We start from the raw sequence: 14,648 nt of genomic DNA, 5'->3' as shown, positions 1-14,648 counted from the left end.
GGTCGAACTGGCAGTCTCGGCGTGAATCGCGACTCAGCGTGTCCAATGCAGCAGCGCAATGACCAGCACCACCAGGAAGACGGTCTCTCCGATCATCAGCAACACTGGGCGGATGCCGACGGTGACCAGTTCCTTCAGCTGCGTTTTCATGCCGATGCCGGCGATCGACGCCATCAGGCACCAGCGGGAAAATTCACTGCCGGCCTGAGTCAGCGCCTGCGGCAGCCAGCCGGTGCTGTTGATCACAACCAGCAGCGCGAAGCCGACCGCAAACCACGGCAACAGCGGCGGGCGCGGGCCGGTGCTTGCGCCGGCTTCGCGGTTGCGCATCCGCACCAGCATCACCGCAAAAACGATCACCGGCACCAGCATCGCCACCCGCATCAACTTGACGAAGGTCGCCACGTCACCGGTTTCCTTGGACAGGCTGTAGCCGGCGCCGACTACCTGGGCGACGTCGTGGATGGTCGCGCCGAGAAAGATGCCGGCCAGGCGCGGATCGAGGCCGAGCAGTTGCGCGAGCATTGGATAAACGATCATTGCCAGCGTCGACAGCGCCGAGACGCCGATCACGGTGAACAGCGTTGCGCGTTCCTTCAGTGGATGGTTGGGCAATGCCGCGGCCAGCGCGAGCGCGGCCGAGGCACCACAGATCGCGGTGGCGCCGCCGCTCAGCAAGCCGAACAGCGACTGAAAGCCCATCAGCCGGGCCGCGACCATCGACACCGCAATCGTCAGCACGACCGACACGACGATGATGGCCACCGGCTGCCAACCCAGTTCGACAATCTGGCCGAGCGTGATGCGCAGGCCGAGCAAGGCCACACCGATGCGCAAGACCTGCCGGGCGGTGAATTCGATGCCCGGCTTGCAGGCGCCGTCGGCGGCGAGGAAATTCATCGCCATGCCGAGAAGCAGCGCAAACAGCATCACCGGCGCACCGTAGTGCTCCGACAGGAAGGAAGCAGCCGCGGCGACGACGATGCACGCCAGCACGCCGGGGAACAGCGTTCGCACCTGGGCCTGCGCCTGGCCGGCGCGCATCGTCAGTGTGGTCATGACGGTCTCAGGCGGTCGGCAGCTGGTAGTCGGCGAACTGCTCGCGCAGCTTGTTCTTCTGCATCTTGCCGGTCGCGCCGAGCGGGATCGCGTCGACGAAAACGACGTCGTCCGGCGTCCACCACTTCGCGATCTTGCCGTCGAAGAAGCCCAGCATCTCGTCGCGTCCGAGCTCGGCACCCGGCTTCTTCACCACCACCAGCAACGGCCGCTCGTCCCACTTCGGATGCCTGGCGGCGATGCAGGCGGCCATCGCGACCGCGGGATGCGCCATCGCGATATTCTCCAGATCGATCGAACCTATCCACTCGCCGCCGGACTTGATCACGTCCTTCGCGCGGTCGGTGATCTGCATGTAGCCATCGCCGTCGATGGTGCTGACGTCGCCGGTCGGGAACCAGCCGCGGCCCTGGCCATCCTCGACGATCGGGTCACCGCCGTCGCCCTTGAAATAGCTGGCGATGACCCAGGGGCCACGCACCATCAATTCGCCGCTCGCCTTGCCGTCCATCGGCAGTTCGTTGCCGTCGGCATCGACGATTTTCATGTCGACGCCGAAGACCGCGCGGCCCTGCTTGGCCTGTACCGCCATGCGCTCGTCGGTTTTCATCGCCGCGTGCCTGGGTTTCAGGGTGCACACGGTGCCGAGCGGGCTCATCTCGGTCATGCCCCAGGCGTGCAGCACTTGCACATCGTGCTGCTGCTGGAACGCCGTCATCATCGCCGGCGGGCAGGCCGAGCCGCCGATGATGGTGCGGCGCATGGTGCTGAATTTCAGGTCGTTGGCCTCGACATGGCCGAGCAGACCTTGCCAGACGGTCGGCACGCCGGCCGAGACGGTGACGCCTTCGCTCTCGAACAATTCGTACAGGCTCTTGCCGTCGAGCGCCGGGCCGGGGTAGACGAGTTTGGCGCCGACCATGCAGCCGACATAAGGCAGGCCCCAGGCGTTGACGTGGAACATCGGCACCACCGGCAGGATCACGTCGCGCGCCGAGCAGTCGAGCGCATCGGGCAAGGCCGCTGCGTAGGTATGCAGCAGCGTCGATCGATGGCTGTACAGCGCGCCTTTCGGGTTGCCTGTCGTCCCGGACGTGTAGCACAGCGACGAGGCGGTGTTTTCATCGAATTCCGGCCAGTCGAACTTGGGCGACGCATCGGCCAGCAGTTCCTCGTAACACAGCAGGTTCGGCACTTTCGTCGAGGCCGGCATGTGGGCGCGGTCGGTCAGCGCGACGAAATGCCGGATCGTCTTGACGCGCGAGGCCACCGCCTCGATCAGCGGCAGGAAGCTCAGGTCGAAGAACAGCACCTGGTCCTCGGCATGGTCGGCAATCCACACCACCTGGTCCGGGTGCAGGCGCGGATTCAGCGTATGCAGCACCGAACCCGAACCGGAGACGCCGTAATACAGCTCCATGTGCCGGTAGCCATTCCAGGCCAGCGTGCCGACGCGATCGCCGAACTTCACGCCGAGCGCCTTGATTGCGTTGGCGGCACGGCGCGAGCGCTGCGCCAGTTCGCGGTAGGTATATCGGTGGATGTCGCCTTCGACACGGCGCGAAACGATCTGCTGCTCGCCGTGGTGACGCTCGGCGTGCACGAGCAGGTTGGAGATCAGCAGTTGCTGCTGTTGCATCAGTCCGTTCATGGGGGTTCTGCCTTGAAAAGTTGGATGGATCGAAAGGAATCTCAAGCCGCCGCCGGCGCATACCGGTGCGTGGTGTCGATAGGCTCGGCAGCACGCGCCTTGTCGGCCTCGTAGCTGCGTCCGGCGAGCAGGAAGGCGCCTGCGGCCAGCACGCTGGCGAGCGGCACCACGGTCAATGCGGACTGCAGGCCGATGCCGTCGGACAACATACCGACCAGGAACGGGCCGGCAGCCAGGCCGAACAGGTTCTGGAACAGCGCCAGCACCGACGCGCCTGTCGCCCGCACGCCGGGGTGGATGACGTCGATGACGATCGCCGACACCGGACCGACGCTGCAGGTCGCAATGAAGCCGCCGAGCGCGATCCATGCGAACTGTGCCTGCGGCTCGTGGGCGCCGCCGAAGGCGTAGGTCAACACACCCATCGAAGCCAGGCACAGCAGGGCCAGCACCGCGAGCTTGCGGCGCGGCTGGCTCTGCCCCGCGCGGTCGATCACCATGCCCCAGATCACGCTGCCTGCGGCACCGGCCAGCACGACCAGTGCCGCCTTCGCGCCGGCCTGCGCCGGGGCGATGCCGTGGACCCGGTTGAGGAAGCTGGGCAGCCATGACCACAAGGCCGATACGACGATCAGCTGCGCGGCGCCGCCTATGCACACCCACAACATCGTGCGCGAGCGCGACAGCAGCCTGACGATATGCAGCGTCGCCTCGCCGAGCGAACGTCGCTTGGCATCCAGTCCGGGAGCGAGTTCGACGGTGCGGTAGTCGCGCACCTTCAGGTACAGCAGCGCAAGCAGCAGCCCGGGCACGCCGACGACACCGAAGGCCGCCTTCCAGCCCCAATGACTGGCGATGTAACCGCCGGCCAGCACGCCGAGCACCGAGCCGACAGACGCCGATGCGAAGAAGCCGGCGAGCAGCGCACCGCGCATGCGCGACGGAAAGTGGCTGGAGATCAGCGCCGCGCCGACCGAGCCGTAGCCGGCCTCGCCGAGGCCGACGACGGCGCGCGCGGCGAGCAGCGCGCCATAGCTGCGTGCCCACACACACGAGATCGTTGCCAGGCTCCAGATCGTCGCCATCGCGACGATGCTCTTGACCCGGCTCGCGCGGTCTGCAATCAGCGCGATCGGCAAGGCGCCGAGTGCCACCGTGATCGACACCACCGAAACCAGGGCACCGAGCTGCTTGTCCGACAGCCCCCACTCGGCCTTGATGAAGGGAAACAGCGAAACGATGATCTGGCGATCGACATAGTCGAAGACCATCAATGCCAGCGTCATTGCGAAGGCGAACCACGCGGCGCGCGGACCGGCCAGGTAGTCGTCTTCACGCGGGCTGCGTTCGAGGGCGTGCAGGTCCATGGTCCTGGCCCCCTATGGCACCAGCACGGTGGCGCCGGTGGTGCGGCGCGACTCGAGTGCGCGGTGTGCGTCGGCCGCTTGGTCGAGCGCGAACTGCTGGTTCGGCTCGCCGCTGATGCGTCCGGCCAGCACATGATCGAAAAGTTCACGCGCCATCTCGAGCATGTGGGCACGCGGCGTCGCGTAATGAACCATCGCCGGTCGCGTCAGCCAGATCGAGCCCTTGACCGCGAGCAGCGTGGTGTCGACCACCACCGGCCCCGATGTGGTGCCGTTGCTGACCAGCGTGCCGCGTGGCTGCAGGCTGTCGAGCGACGCCATCAACGTGTCCTTGCCGACCGAGTCGTAGACCACCGGCACGCCCTTGCCGCCGGTGATTTCCTTCACCTGGCGCGGGATCTCGCGCGCCATGTCGTCGGGCGTCATGCCGCCGGTGACGATCACATGCGCACACCCATTGGCGCGCGCGACCTCGGCCTTGGCTTCGGTGCTGACGGTGCCTATCATCGTCACGCCGATCGCCCTCGCCCATTGGCTGGCGACCGATCCGACTCCGCCGGCCGCGGCGTGGTAGAGGATGGTTTCACCGCCGTGCAGCGGGTGGACCTGGCGGAACAGGTATTGCGCGGTCAAGCCCTTCATCATCAAGGTGGAAGCAGTACGGTCTGTGACCCCATCGGGAATCGGGATCAGCACATCGGCAGGCATCACGCGAACGTCCGCATAGGCACCCTGCGGTCCGAGCAGATAACCGACGCGGTCGCCGGGCTTGATGTCGGTGACACCGTCGCCGACCGCCTCGACGACGCCGACCGCATCACTGCCCAGCCCCGCTGGCAGCGGATGCGGATAACGCCCGGTGCGGAAATAGATGTCGATGAAATTGACCGCCACATAGCTGTGGCGCACACGGGCCTGACCCGGGCCGGGCTCGCCGACCTCGACGGTCTCGAGCTGCAGCACCTCGGGTCCGCCGGTCTGATAAATACGGATGGCCTTGGCCATGATGGTGTCTCCTTGATGTTGTTCGATGTCGACTCAGGCGCTGGCCGCATGGGCCGGCTGGCTGAGCCGTTCGATGAAGGTGTCCGCCTGCGGCCATTCGCCGAAACCGGATGCCGGATTCAGGTGGCCGACCTCGCCGAGGTCGACCAGCTCACTGCCCCAGCACGCCGCCAGTTCGGCAATGCGGTCAAAGTGGGCGAGCGGATCGTTGCGGCTTGCGCCGACGATCGAGCGGAATGGCAGCGGCCGGCGCGGCACCGGCAGCCAGCCGGCGGCATCGAGCTGGGCCAGCGTCGGATAACCTTCTGGCATCGGCTGCTCGAAATCGGGCGGCGCCGCCAGCAGCGCCCCCTGCACCTCGCGCCGGGTCTGTTGCGCCCAATGCGCGAGCATGATGCAGCCGCCACTGTGCGCAACGAGCACGATCGGCCCGGCAATCGCTTGCGCGACCCCTTCGATCGCCGCGACCTTGGCGGCGCAATCGAGATCGGCACGGCCCATGGCCGGTACGCTGGCCACCGAGCGCCCATCGGCACGCAGCCGCGCTTCCAGCAGCGTCTGCCAATGCTGCGCGACGGCGTCGCGCAGCCCGGGGATGATCAGGATGGTGCTCATGTCATTGGTTCAGCGTGATGCCGAAGGTCTTGACGATCTGCGCATTGCGCTTGTAATCGGCCTTGACGCTTTGTGCCAGCTTGTCGGGGCTGTCGCTGACCGCCGGCTCGAAGCCGGCGGCGACCAGCCGGTCACGCACCTTCGGCGTCATCACCGCCTTGACGGTGGCGATGTTGATGCGCGACATCAGATCGGCCGGCAGCTCGGACGACACGATGGTGCCGAGCCAGTTCGAGAATTCGATCTCGGCAAAGCCCTGCTCGGCCATCGTCGGCACGTTGGGCAGGTGTACCGAGCGGGTTTTCGCGGTTACGCCATAGGCGACGAGCTTGCCCGCCTTGACCAGCGGCAGCGCGGTCGGCATGCCGTCGAACATGATATCGACCTGGCCGCCCATCAGGTTCTGCAGCGCCGGCGGCGACCCCGGGTAAGGGATGTGGGTCAGGTCGAGCCTGGCCTTCTTCGAGAAGATCAGGCCGGCATAGTGCGAGCTGGTGCCCGCGGTATAGGACGCAAAGCTGCCCTGTCCGCCGTTGTGCGACTTCAGGTGGCCGATCAGGCCCTTCAGGTCGCGGGCGTGAGCGCCGGCGACCAGCACCAGATTGGCGCGGCCGACCATCGTCACCGGCTTGACGTCCTTGACCGGATCGAAACTGGTCTTCATCACCAGCGGCACTTCGGTGAGGATGTTGCTGGCAGCGATCAGCAGCGTCTGGCCGTCGGCCGGCGCGCTGCGCAGTGCCTGCACCGCGATCGCGCCACCGGCACCCGGCTTGTTCTCGACGATCACCGGCTGGCCGATCTCGGCCGACACGGCATCGGCGACGACCCGCGCAACGATGTCGGCGGTGCCGCCCGCCGGCGCCGGCACCAGGATCCTGACCGGTTTGTCGGTCCAGGCATTCGCCGCCAGCGGCGCGGCGGCGATCGCCAGCGCGGCCGCCAGCGCTTTCATCGGCCGCAGGAGAATCGGTGGTCCGGACATGGGGTTCTCCATCTTTCGAGTGCGCACGGCGCTCACGCCGCCTTGCGCAGGAATCCCTGGTGGCCGCCGTTGCGGTTCGGTGCAAAGCCATTGGCGGCCAGCGTCTCCTCGACGCTGTCGTAGAACACGCCGATCTTGCAGATCCCGCGCGCCTCCTTGGCCGTTGCCACCTCGCGGCCGAATTCGCGGCTGATACGAACCAGCTGCTCGATCTGCCTGACGGTCGACATCTTCTCGGTGCGGGACTGGTTCCAGAGGTTGTCCTCGATGCCACAGCGCACATGCAGGCCCATCACCAGACCGATCATGTTGATCGGCAACACGTTGCGCATGCTGCTCTCGACCGTCAGCATCGCGCCGTCGGGAATCGCGCGGACGAAATTCGCCATGCTGTAGATCGTCGGCTGGTCCATGCCGCCGCCGATCGCAACCCAGTTGCACACCAGCGGGCCCTTGTAGATGCCGCGGCGGATCAGGCGTTCGACCGTCTCGAAGCTGTTGATGTTGTAGAACTGGAATGCGCTCTGGATGCCGCGGGCGGAAAGGCGCCGGACATGCTCCTCGAAGAAGCTCGGCGTCGACGGCACGACCATGTTCGAGTAGGCGGCGAAATTGTCCGGTTCGGCGAGTGATGTGCCGGCGATGTCGCGGAAGTCGAACTGCTCCGGCACATTCATCTGCGAGGTATTGACCGTGACCGTCACCTGATCCGGCTTCGGGTCGAGTTCGGCCAGCATGTGGCGGGTGTCGTCGGACAGCCACTTGGCGGCGGCGCCTTCGGTCTCCGGCGCGAACGAGATCGAGCCGCCGACCTGGATGATCATTTCCGGGACCGCGGCGCGCACACCGGCGATCAGTTCATTGAACTTCGACAGCTTCTTGCTGCCCTTGCCGTCGAGTTCGCGCACATGAAGGTGAAGCACGGTGGCGCCGGCGTTGTAGCAGTCGACCGCCTTCTGGATCTGCTGCTCCATCGTCACCGGAATGTCTTCCGGAAAATCCGCAGGGACCCATTCGGGGCCGTATGGCGCGGCGGTGATGACCAGCTTGTCCTGGTTTTCGGGAAAAAGCGAGCCGTCGAGGAAGTTCATGGTGTGTCCTGTCTGATTGTGGGAAGGGGGGTCAGAAAGTGGCGTCGCCAATGATCCCGGCGCGTTCCATCTTGCGGTGGCACGGCGGGTAGTCCATCACCGCGTAATGCTGGGTCGAGCGGTTGTCCCACATCGCCATCGAATGGGGTTTCCAGCGCCAGCGCACCTGGTACTCGGGAATCGCGGCCTGGCTGATCAGGTAACGCAGCAGGTCCGACGCGCCATGTGTGTAGTCCTGGCCGACGCGCACCTTGTCGGGCGTGTGGTAGTTCGTGAAATGGGTGGTGAAGGCATTGACGAACAACACCTTCTCGCCGGTTTCGGGGTGGGTGCGCACCACCGGGTGCTCGGCGTCGGGAAACTGTGCGTGCAGCGCGAGCCGCTTGTCGGCCGGCATCGCGGCGCCGAAGCTGGCCTCGATCGAATGCCGGGCGCGCAGGTCGGCGATCTGCTGCTTGACCTGATCGGGCAGCCTTTCGTAGGCCAGCGCCATGTTGGCCCACATCGTGTCGCCGCCGACCGGTGGGCATTCGACGCAGCGCAGCACGCAACCCATCGGCGGCTTCTCCCGCCAGGTCGCGTCGCTGTGCCAGGCGTTCTCGTAGCGGTCGTTCGGCGAATCGGGCGTCTTGTAGATGCGAACCAGCCCCGGATGCTCGGGGTCGCTGCCGGCCACCGGGTGGTCTTCCAGATCGCCGAAGTGGCGAGCAAACGCCACATGCTCAGCCCGGCTGATGTCCTGGTCGCGGAAGAACAGCACCTTGTGCTCGAGCAGCAGGCGGCGGATCTCGGCCACCAGTCCGAGATCTCGCGAGGCCACGCCGAGATCGACGTTGGACAACTCCGCGCCGATCGCGCAGGTCAGCGGCTCGACCCTGATCGAATTGGTGAGCGATCCAGCGCGGATGATGGCCGGGGCCGGGGCCGGGGCCCGGGCCGGGGAAAGGGTCGTGTCCGTATCCATGGGGTTTGTCTCCTGTTCTTGTCCAGCGAACCGACGGCCGCTGGCGATGACTGAAGATTAGTTCTGCCCGATGGCAATTCCCCCCTACCCGTGGAGGGGGGAGATGCAAGGAGTGGGCGGCGCCGCGGCTGCCGCGGCCGAGATCGACGGACCGGGCGGAGCCCCCGTGGCCGACTCAGCCGGATTCGAGCAGCCCGAGGATGCGCGCGCGCTGCACCACCTGTTTGCGGGTGCCGGCGTCGAGCTTGGCGAACAGGTTTTTCATGTGCCACTTGATCGTGGCCTCGCCGACCTGCATCGCCAGCGCAATTTCCTTGTTCGACAGGTTGCGCGTCAGCAATTCCAGCACCTCGCGTTCCTTCGGTGTCAACGCCATGCTCGGCTGGGCTCGGGGTCGTGCCGGCTCTGCCAGCGGTGGCGGCGCACGCAGCGGCGCCGCCAGCGGACCGGCCTCGACCGCCGGATCGAGCGACTGGCGTGCCCAATCGCCGAGTGCCGGATGCGCATCGTCGAAAACGCGCAGCAGACCGTAGGCCTGCGCCAGCCCGGCGGCCTCGCGCAGCAAGCCGGCAGCCGACCGTTCGCCACAACGATCGAGCGCGAAGGCGCGCAGGCCGAGCATCTCGATGTGAACGCGCCCCTGTTTCAGCTGCTGCGCCAGCGCGTCGGCATGTTCCAGCGGTTCAATTGCCTTGCGCCAATCCTGCGCCGCAACTGCAGCGTAAGCAAATGCCAGCTCGCGCAGCAGCGAGACACTGCGCCGCCACAGCCGCCCGGTCGGCGCGGCGGGGTCGGCGAGCAGGCCGTCGATGCGCCCACACAGTTCGCGACAGGTTTCCGGACGAAAGCGCCGCGCGTGCAACCGCACCTGATCGGCCAGACTGGCGATGCACAACCGCGGCAGGCGCCGCGATACTCCGACCGCAAACATCGCTCCGAGCAGTTCGAGCGCGCGATTTTCCGCACCTTGCGCGGCGGCCATGCGCGCCATCGTGCGGTAGCCGAGCAGAACCGTCTCGGGCAAGCCGCTGCGCTCGAGCACGTCGAGTCGATTCGCCATCAGCGCGGCGGCGTCGGCCGGCTGGTTGCGTTCCCAGACGGCCGATGCGAGCAATGCGCCGAGCATCGTCGCAAACCGGCTGCGCCGGCCGAGTTCGGCTTCGGCCTGGGCGAGTGCCGGGCGAAGTTGACGCTCGGCGAGCAGCACCTGCCCTTCCCAAAGATAGGTCAGGCCGACAATCAGGTCGCCCCAGCGGCTGACATAGGCCAGCGTCGATGGCGACGCACCGGACAGCTCCCTGTGCTCGCGCAGGCGCGCCTGCTCCGGCTCACCCTCCAGCAGCAGCCGGAATGCCGATCGATTCGCATGGATCTTCAACAGCAGCGGATCTCGCAACGGTGGCGTGTCACCCCAGCGGTCGTGCAGCATCGCAAATCGATCGGGATCATCGGCGAATACCGCCGCGCCGCTCAGAATCTGCGAACACTCGCATTGCAGCGTGGCGTCGACATCGGGCTGCGCAAGAATGCGTTCGACCAGCCGGCCGGCTTCGTCGTGGCGCTCGCTCAAGGCGAGCGACCAGGCTGCCGCTAGCAGCAGGCGCGGGCGCCGGTCCAGTTCCGCCGGTGGCAGCCGCTCCAGCCACTCGAGCACGCTGCTCTGTTGGCCGCGCGTCATCAACGAGCCATACAGGCTGCGCTCCGCCAGTTCATAGGCACGGTCGTTCAGGCCGGCGTCGAGTGCGTGGCCGGCGGCGAGCTCGAGCAGACCTCTTGCGGCCAGCCAGTCGGCCGCCCGTGTGTGCAGTGCTGCCTGTTCGTCTGCCGGCAGCAAAACGAACCGCTCGCGCAGCACGTCGCGCGCCATGCTGTGCATGCGCAGCCATTCGACGCCTTCAACCGCGACAAAAACCGGCGTGTCGCGAACCAGCCAGGCCAGCCGGTCGACGGCGTCGTCAGTGCCGATCAAGGCGCGGCACAGGTCGGGATGCAACACGTCGACGATGGCGATGCGGGTCAGAAAATTGCCATCCGCGGGATCCAGCCGCGCCAGCATCAGGCCGATGAAGTGCTCACGAAGTGCGCCATCGCGCGCCATTGGCGCCAGGCTGGCCAGCGGCGAAGCGCCGCCGTCGGCCATCGCCGCCAGCACCAGCTGCAGCCCGAGCGGCCAGCCTTCGGTCAGGTCGTGCAGCCGTGCGGCCGCATCGTCGTCGAACTGACTGCCGTATCGCTTGTGCACCAGTTCCAGCGTCTCGGCGAGCTGCAGGCGCAGCATCGACTGGCCGACCACGACACAATGGCCGTAGTCGATCAGATCGTCGAGTGCGAGCGTGCAGTCGCTGCGTGCGGCCAGCACGACGCGCAGATTGGGCGGTGCGTTGTGCAGGAGGTAGGTCAGCACCTCGAGCGTCGCTTCGGGCAGGCGCTCGACCTCGTCGACGAATACCACCAGATCGATCGCACTCTGCGCCACCTCGGCCAGCCAGTCGGTGACGCCTTCGATCGCGCTGGCAGCGGGCGACTCGAGCAGCGTGTGGCCGAAACCCGGCCGCGCCGCGCCGCTGCGGACCGCCAACGCCAGCGCCTGCACGAGGCGCTTCGGGTGGTCGTGGGCCTGCGCCAGCACCCAGGCCACCACCGCGCCATGGGCCAGGTGCTCGAGCCGCCACTGCGCAAGCAGCGAGGTCTTGCCGAACCCGGCCGGCGCCTGCACCAGCACCACCGGTGCGTCGCGCAGCCGCGCATCGTCGATCGTCAGGCGCGATCGTGCCACCAGATTCCGCGGCGCTCGCGGCGGGGTCACTTTCAGCAACAGATCGTCGGCGGGGCCGGCAGAGGACTGGTTCTGGGTCATCGGCAGGGGCAGCAGTCGCTTTTCCATGCTAACCGCATCCGGGCGCCGCCAATCCGAGCTTCCCCCCCTTCGCGAGTAGGTCTGCCGCGTGATGCGGTCCGTAGATTCGCAGCAACGATTCGCCGCACCACGAGCCGCGCATCGCATGCCTCAATACTTGCGGAGCCCACCATGTATCGCCACCTTCTGGTCCCGATCGACGACAGCGATCTGTCCATCGACGTGATCGGCAACGCCATCGGCCTGGCACGCGCCGTCGCCGCGCGCATCACCTTCTTCCACGTTGCCGACGACCCGGCCCGCCACCTGGGCAGCGATGCCGAGGTGCTGCGACTGACGGCTCATGACGAATATTGCGCCAGCTGCGGCGGCAAGGGGCGCGAACTGCTGGCCAAGGCCGAGGCGGCCGCGCGCGCCTGGGGCGTGCCCTGCAGTTCGCTGCTGCGAAGCGGCGAAAAACCGGCGACGGCGATCATCGAGGCAGCACGTTCGACCGGCTGCGACCTGATCTTCATGGCGTCGCACGGTCACCGTGGCCGGCTCGGCATGGCACTGGCGTCGGAGACGCTGCTGGTGCTGATGAATGCCGGGCTGCCGGTGCTGGTGTCGGCCACCGGTGACCCGAAACCGCGGGCCCATGCGATCGGCATCATCCGCGACGAACACCGCTCGCTGGCCGCGGTGATGCATGGGTGGATGCAGATGCTGGCCACCGCACGCCGTGCCGGCAAGGGAGCCGACGCGGCAAGAATGCGCGCGATCGTGCGTCATCTGCGGGATTTCCCTTCGACCCGGCACCACCCGAAGGAAGACGATTTCCTGTTCGCCCGCTTGCGTGCGCGCACCGACGCCTTCGATGCTGAACTCGATGAACTGCAGCGCCAGCACCAGCGCGACGATGAACTGATCGCCGAACTCGCGGCCAGCGTGGAGCGCTTGGCCGAATGCGCCGACGCCGCTGCCGCTGTCGAGGCCACATGCCTGCTGGACGAAGCGGTGCAGGACTATGCGCGATTCCTGTGGGACCACCTCGGGCGCGAAGAAGGCGTGATCCTGCCGGCCGCACAACAGCACCTGAGCGACAGCGACTGGAACGAGATCGACCGCGCGTTCCGGGCCGACCGCCACTCTGCCGAAGCAGGCGACATTGACAAAGCCCGCCGGCAATTGTTTGCGAGCGTTCTCGATTCGACGCCGTCATCGTCGTGACCGCCCCCCATCCAAGAGGGGGCAGAAAAGCGGCTGCAGCCGACAGAATTTTCTCACTCGGCCACAGGCCGCAGTTGCCACCCAACCCAGCCTCCGTGCGCGGCACCGCATCGTGCACCCGGATCAACAAACGAGACGAGAGACAAGCCATGCAGACCAAGCGCAAAACCCTTCGTGCCCACAGCGGCCCCGCCGCAGCGGCGATGGCCCTGACCGCGGCCGTGGCGACGATCCTGGCCGCCGCACCGGCCGGGGCCTTCGAGCTCGATACCGGCAACCCCGATTTTTCGGTGCGCTGGGACAACACGCCGCGCGTCAACCTCGGCGTGCGGGTCGAAAAGCGCAACGACCTGATCGGCAACAACCAGCTCTACGACGAAGGCACCTACAGCTTCGACCGTGGCGACATGGTGGCCAAGCGCCTGGACTGGTTCAGCGAACTCGACGTGGTCTACAAGAAGCGGTTCGGGGCGCGCGTCAGTGCACAGTTCTGGTACGACGGCGCCTATGGTTCTGCCAGCCGCGCGAACCCGACTTTCGCGGCGATCTCCAGCTACGCCGGCAACCGGTACACGGATTACACCCGCGATCTCTACCGTGGCGCAGACGCCGAAGTGCTCGATGCCTTCGTCTTTGGCCGCGTCGACCTCGGCGAGGTGCCGTTGCGCTTCAAGCTGGGCCGGCATACGCTTTACTGGGGTGAATCACTGTTCGTCAACGGCAACCTGAACAGCATCGCCTACGCGCAGAATCCGCTCGACCTGCAGAAGGGTTTCGCGACGCCTGGTGCCGAGGCCAAGGAACTCTTCCGACCGCTGAACCAGATCTCCGCTCAGGCGTCGGTGACCGACGAGCTGACGCTGATGGCGCAGTATTACCTCGAGTGGGATTCGTTCCGCTACCCGGAGGGCGGCACCTACCTCGGACCGGTCGATTTCGCATTTCGCGGCCCGCAGCGCCAGTCCCTCGGCGCGCCGCTCGGTTTCGCCAGCAACGGCGGCAACATCGATCCGAGCGATCGCGGCGACTGGGGGATCGGCGCGCGCTGGAGCCCGCAATGGCTGGACGGCACGCTCGGCTTCTACTACCGCAACTACAGCGACAAGTTGCCGCAGTCGCTGCTGACCCGTGTCGGCGCGGGGACCAGCCAGTACAACCTGATCTATGGCGACGATATCGACCTGTTCGGCATCAGCCTGGCCAAGAATGTCGGCGGTCTCAGCCTCGGCGCCGAATTGTCCTATCGTCGGAACACGCCGCTGAACGCCGTCGTGCTCGGGAACGCGGCTCCGGCCGGCGTGTTGCCCGGCGGGCAGACCGCCGGCCCGCGTGGCGATACCGTACACGGGCTCGTCAACGTGCTCGGCGTGCTGCCGAAAACCGCGTTGTTCGACGCCGCCACCTGGGCTGCCGAACTGACCTGGGCACACCTGGCGTCGGTCAAGAGCGGCAGCAACCTGTTCATGGGCGAGGGCTACACCCCTTGCGTCGGCAGGTCGAAATGGGACGGCTGCAGCACCCGCAACTACCTGGGCGTCTCGGCGGCATTCACGCCGACCTGGTACCAGGTGATGCCGGGCGTCGACCTGTCGATGCCGATCGCCTTCTACCGTGGCCTGTCGGGCAATGCGCCGACCGTCTTCGGCGGCAACCAGAAAAACGGCAACTACAGCATCGGCCTGAGCGCCGACGTCTACCAAAAGTACCGCATCGAACTGAAGTACATCGACTACTTCGGCCACACCAGCGACAACGGCAGAGCGGTCACCGGCCAGAACGGTTTCACGTCGCTGCTGAAGGACCGCGGCTTCATCAACCTGACCTTCAAGACCACGTTCTAGGTCA

General features: G+C 66.6%; 11 protein-coding genes. 2 read left to right on the top strand and 9 right to left on the bottom strand.

The window, feature by feature from the left end:
• Positions 1 to 33 precede the first annotated feature (33 nt).
• The 9 genes from ACNH6H_RS20575 to ACNH6H_RS20535 form a co-directional block, all read right to left on the bottom strand.
• Positions 34 to 1,059: a YeiH family protein gene (locus ACNH6H_RS20575; RefSeq protein WP_418320155.1), complete on the bottom strand. Its 1,026-nt coding sequence runs from the start codon at positions 1,057 to 1,059 to the stop codon at positions 34 to 36.
• Between the two features lie 7 nt (positions 1,060 to 1,066).
• On the bottom strand, positions 1,067 to 2,710 hold the full coding sequence (locus ACNH6H_RS20570; RefSeq protein ID WP_418320154.1) for a 3-(methylthio)propionyl-CoA ligase: 1,644 nt from the start codon (positions 2,708 to 2,710) through the stop codon (positions 1,067 to 1,069).
• A 41-nt stretch (positions 2,711 to 2,751) separates the two neighbouring features.
• Positions 2,752 to 4,077, bottom strand: coding sequence for an MFS transporter (locus ACNH6H_RS20565; protein ID WP_418320153.1), 1,326 nt, complete (start codon positions 4,075 to 4,077; stop codon positions 2,752 to 2,754).
• Positions 4,078 to 4,089: 12 nt separating this feature from the next.
• A complete protein-coding gene (locus tag ACNH6H_RS20560) occupies positions 4,090 to 5,082 on the bottom strand; it encodes a quinone oxidoreductase family protein (protein WP_418320152.1) in 993 nt (330 codons plus the stop codon).
• Between the two features lie 33 nt (positions 5,083 to 5,115).
• Positions 5,116 to 5,697, bottom strand: coding sequence for an RBBP9/YdeN family alpha/beta hydrolase (locus ACNH6H_RS20555; protein ID WP_418320151.1), 582 nt, complete (start codon positions 5,695 to 5,697; stop codon positions 5,116 to 5,118).
• A gap of 1 nt (position 5,698) precedes the next feature.
• Positions 5,699 to 6,682, bottom strand: a complete 984-nt coding sequence (locus ACNH6H_RS20550; protein WP_418320150.1) for a tripartite tricarboxylate transporter substrate binding protein — start codon at positions 6,680 to 6,682, stop codon at positions 5,699 to 5,701.
• Positions 6,683 to 6,714: 32 nt separating this feature from the next.
• The gene (locus tag ACNH6H_RS20545; protein ID WP_418320149.1) at positions 6,715 to 7,773 is read right to left on the bottom strand and encodes a 3-keto-5-aminohexanoate cleavage protein; all 1,059 of its coding nucleotides are present in this window, start codon (positions 7,771 to 7,773) and stop codon (positions 6,715 to 6,717) included.
• A 31-nt stretch (positions 7,774 to 7,804) separates the two neighbouring features.
• On the bottom strand, positions 7,805 to 8,653 hold the full coding sequence (locus tag ACNH6H_RS20540) for a TauD/TfdA dioxygenase family protein (protein ID WP_418321434.1): 849 nt from the start codon (positions 8,651 to 8,653) through the stop codon (positions 7,805 to 7,807).
• Between the two features lie 259 nt (positions 8,654 to 8,912).
• Positions 8,913 to 11,594: a LuxR C-terminal-related transcriptional regulator gene (locus ACNH6H_RS20535; RefSeq protein ID WP_418321432.1), complete on the bottom strand. Its 2,682-nt coding sequence runs from the start codon at positions 11,592 to 11,594 to the stop codon at positions 8,913 to 8,915.
• A gap of 171 nt (positions 11,595 to 11,765) precedes the next feature.
• On the opposite strand from ACNH6H_RS20535, the gene ACNH6H_RS20530 reads away from it, so the two are divergent.
• Complete coding sequence (locus ACNH6H_RS20530; RefSeq protein ID WP_418320148.1) at positions 11,766 to 12,803, top strand: universal stress protein; 1,038 nt, start codon at positions 11,766 to 11,768, stop codon at positions 12,801 to 12,803.
• 149 nt (positions 12,804 to 12,952) lie between these two features.
• Positions 12,953 to 14,644 carry a DUF1302 domain-containing protein gene (locus tag ACNH6H_RS20525; protein WP_418320147.1) on the top strand — a complete coding sequence of 564 codons (1,692 nt, stop codon included), beginning with the start codon at positions 12,953 to 12,955 and terminating at the stop codon, positions 14,642 to 14,644.
• The last annotated feature ends 4 nt before the right edge of the window (positions 14,645 to 14,648 follow it).

The organism is Pseudideonella sakaiensis, from assembly GCF_048320135.1.
GTDB lineage: Bacteria > Pseudomonadota > Gammaproteobacteria > Burkholderiales > Burkholderiaceae_C > Ideonella_A > Ideonella_A sakaiensis_A.
This window is presented reverse-complemented; position numbering and strand designations above follow the sequence as displayed.

Excerpts from the sequence above, each read along its gene's own strand:
- ACNH6H_RS20535 (WP_418321432.1), bottom strand. The coding sequence starts at position 11,594 with ATGACCCAGAACCAGTCCTCTGCCGGCCCCGCCGACGATCTGTTGCTG.
- ACNH6H_RS20570 (WP_418320154.1), bottom strand. The coding sequence starts at position 2,710 with ATGAACGGACTGATGCAACAGCAGCAACTGCTGATCTCCAACCTGCTC.
- ACNH6H_RS20555 (WP_418320151.1), bottom strand. The coding sequence starts at position 5,697 with ATGAGCACCATCCTGATCATCCCCGGGCTGCGCGACGCCGTCGCGCAG.
- ACNH6H_RS20545 (WP_418320149.1), bottom strand. The coding sequence starts at position 7,773 with ATGAACTTCCTCGACGGCTCGCTTTTTCCCGAAAACCAGGACAAGCTG.
- ACNH6H_RS20525 (WP_418320147.1), top strand. The coding sequence starts at position 12,953 with ATGCAGACCAAGCGCAAAACCCTTCGTGCCCACAGCGGCCCCGCCGCA.
- ACNH6H_RS20565 (WP_418320153.1), bottom strand. The coding sequence starts at position 4,077 with ATGGACCTGCACGCCCTCGAACGCAGCCCGCGTGAAGACGACTACCTG.
- ACNH6H_RS20575 (WP_418320155.1), bottom strand. The coding sequence starts at position 1,059 with ATGACCACACTGACGATGCGCGCCGGCCAGGCGCAGGCCCAGGTGCGA.
- ACNH6H_RS20550 (WP_418320150.1), bottom strand. The coding sequence starts at position 6,682 with ATGTCCGGACCACCGATTCTCCTGCGGCCGATGAAAGCGCTGGCGGCC.
- ACNH6H_RS20530 (WP_418320148.1), top strand. The coding sequence starts at position 11,766 with ATGTATCGCCACCTTCTGGTCCCGATCGACGACAGCGATCTGTCCATC.
- ACNH6H_RS20560 (WP_418320152.1), bottom strand. The coding sequence starts at position 5,082 with ATGGCCAAGGCCATCCGTATTTATCAGACCGGCGGACCCGAGGTGCTG.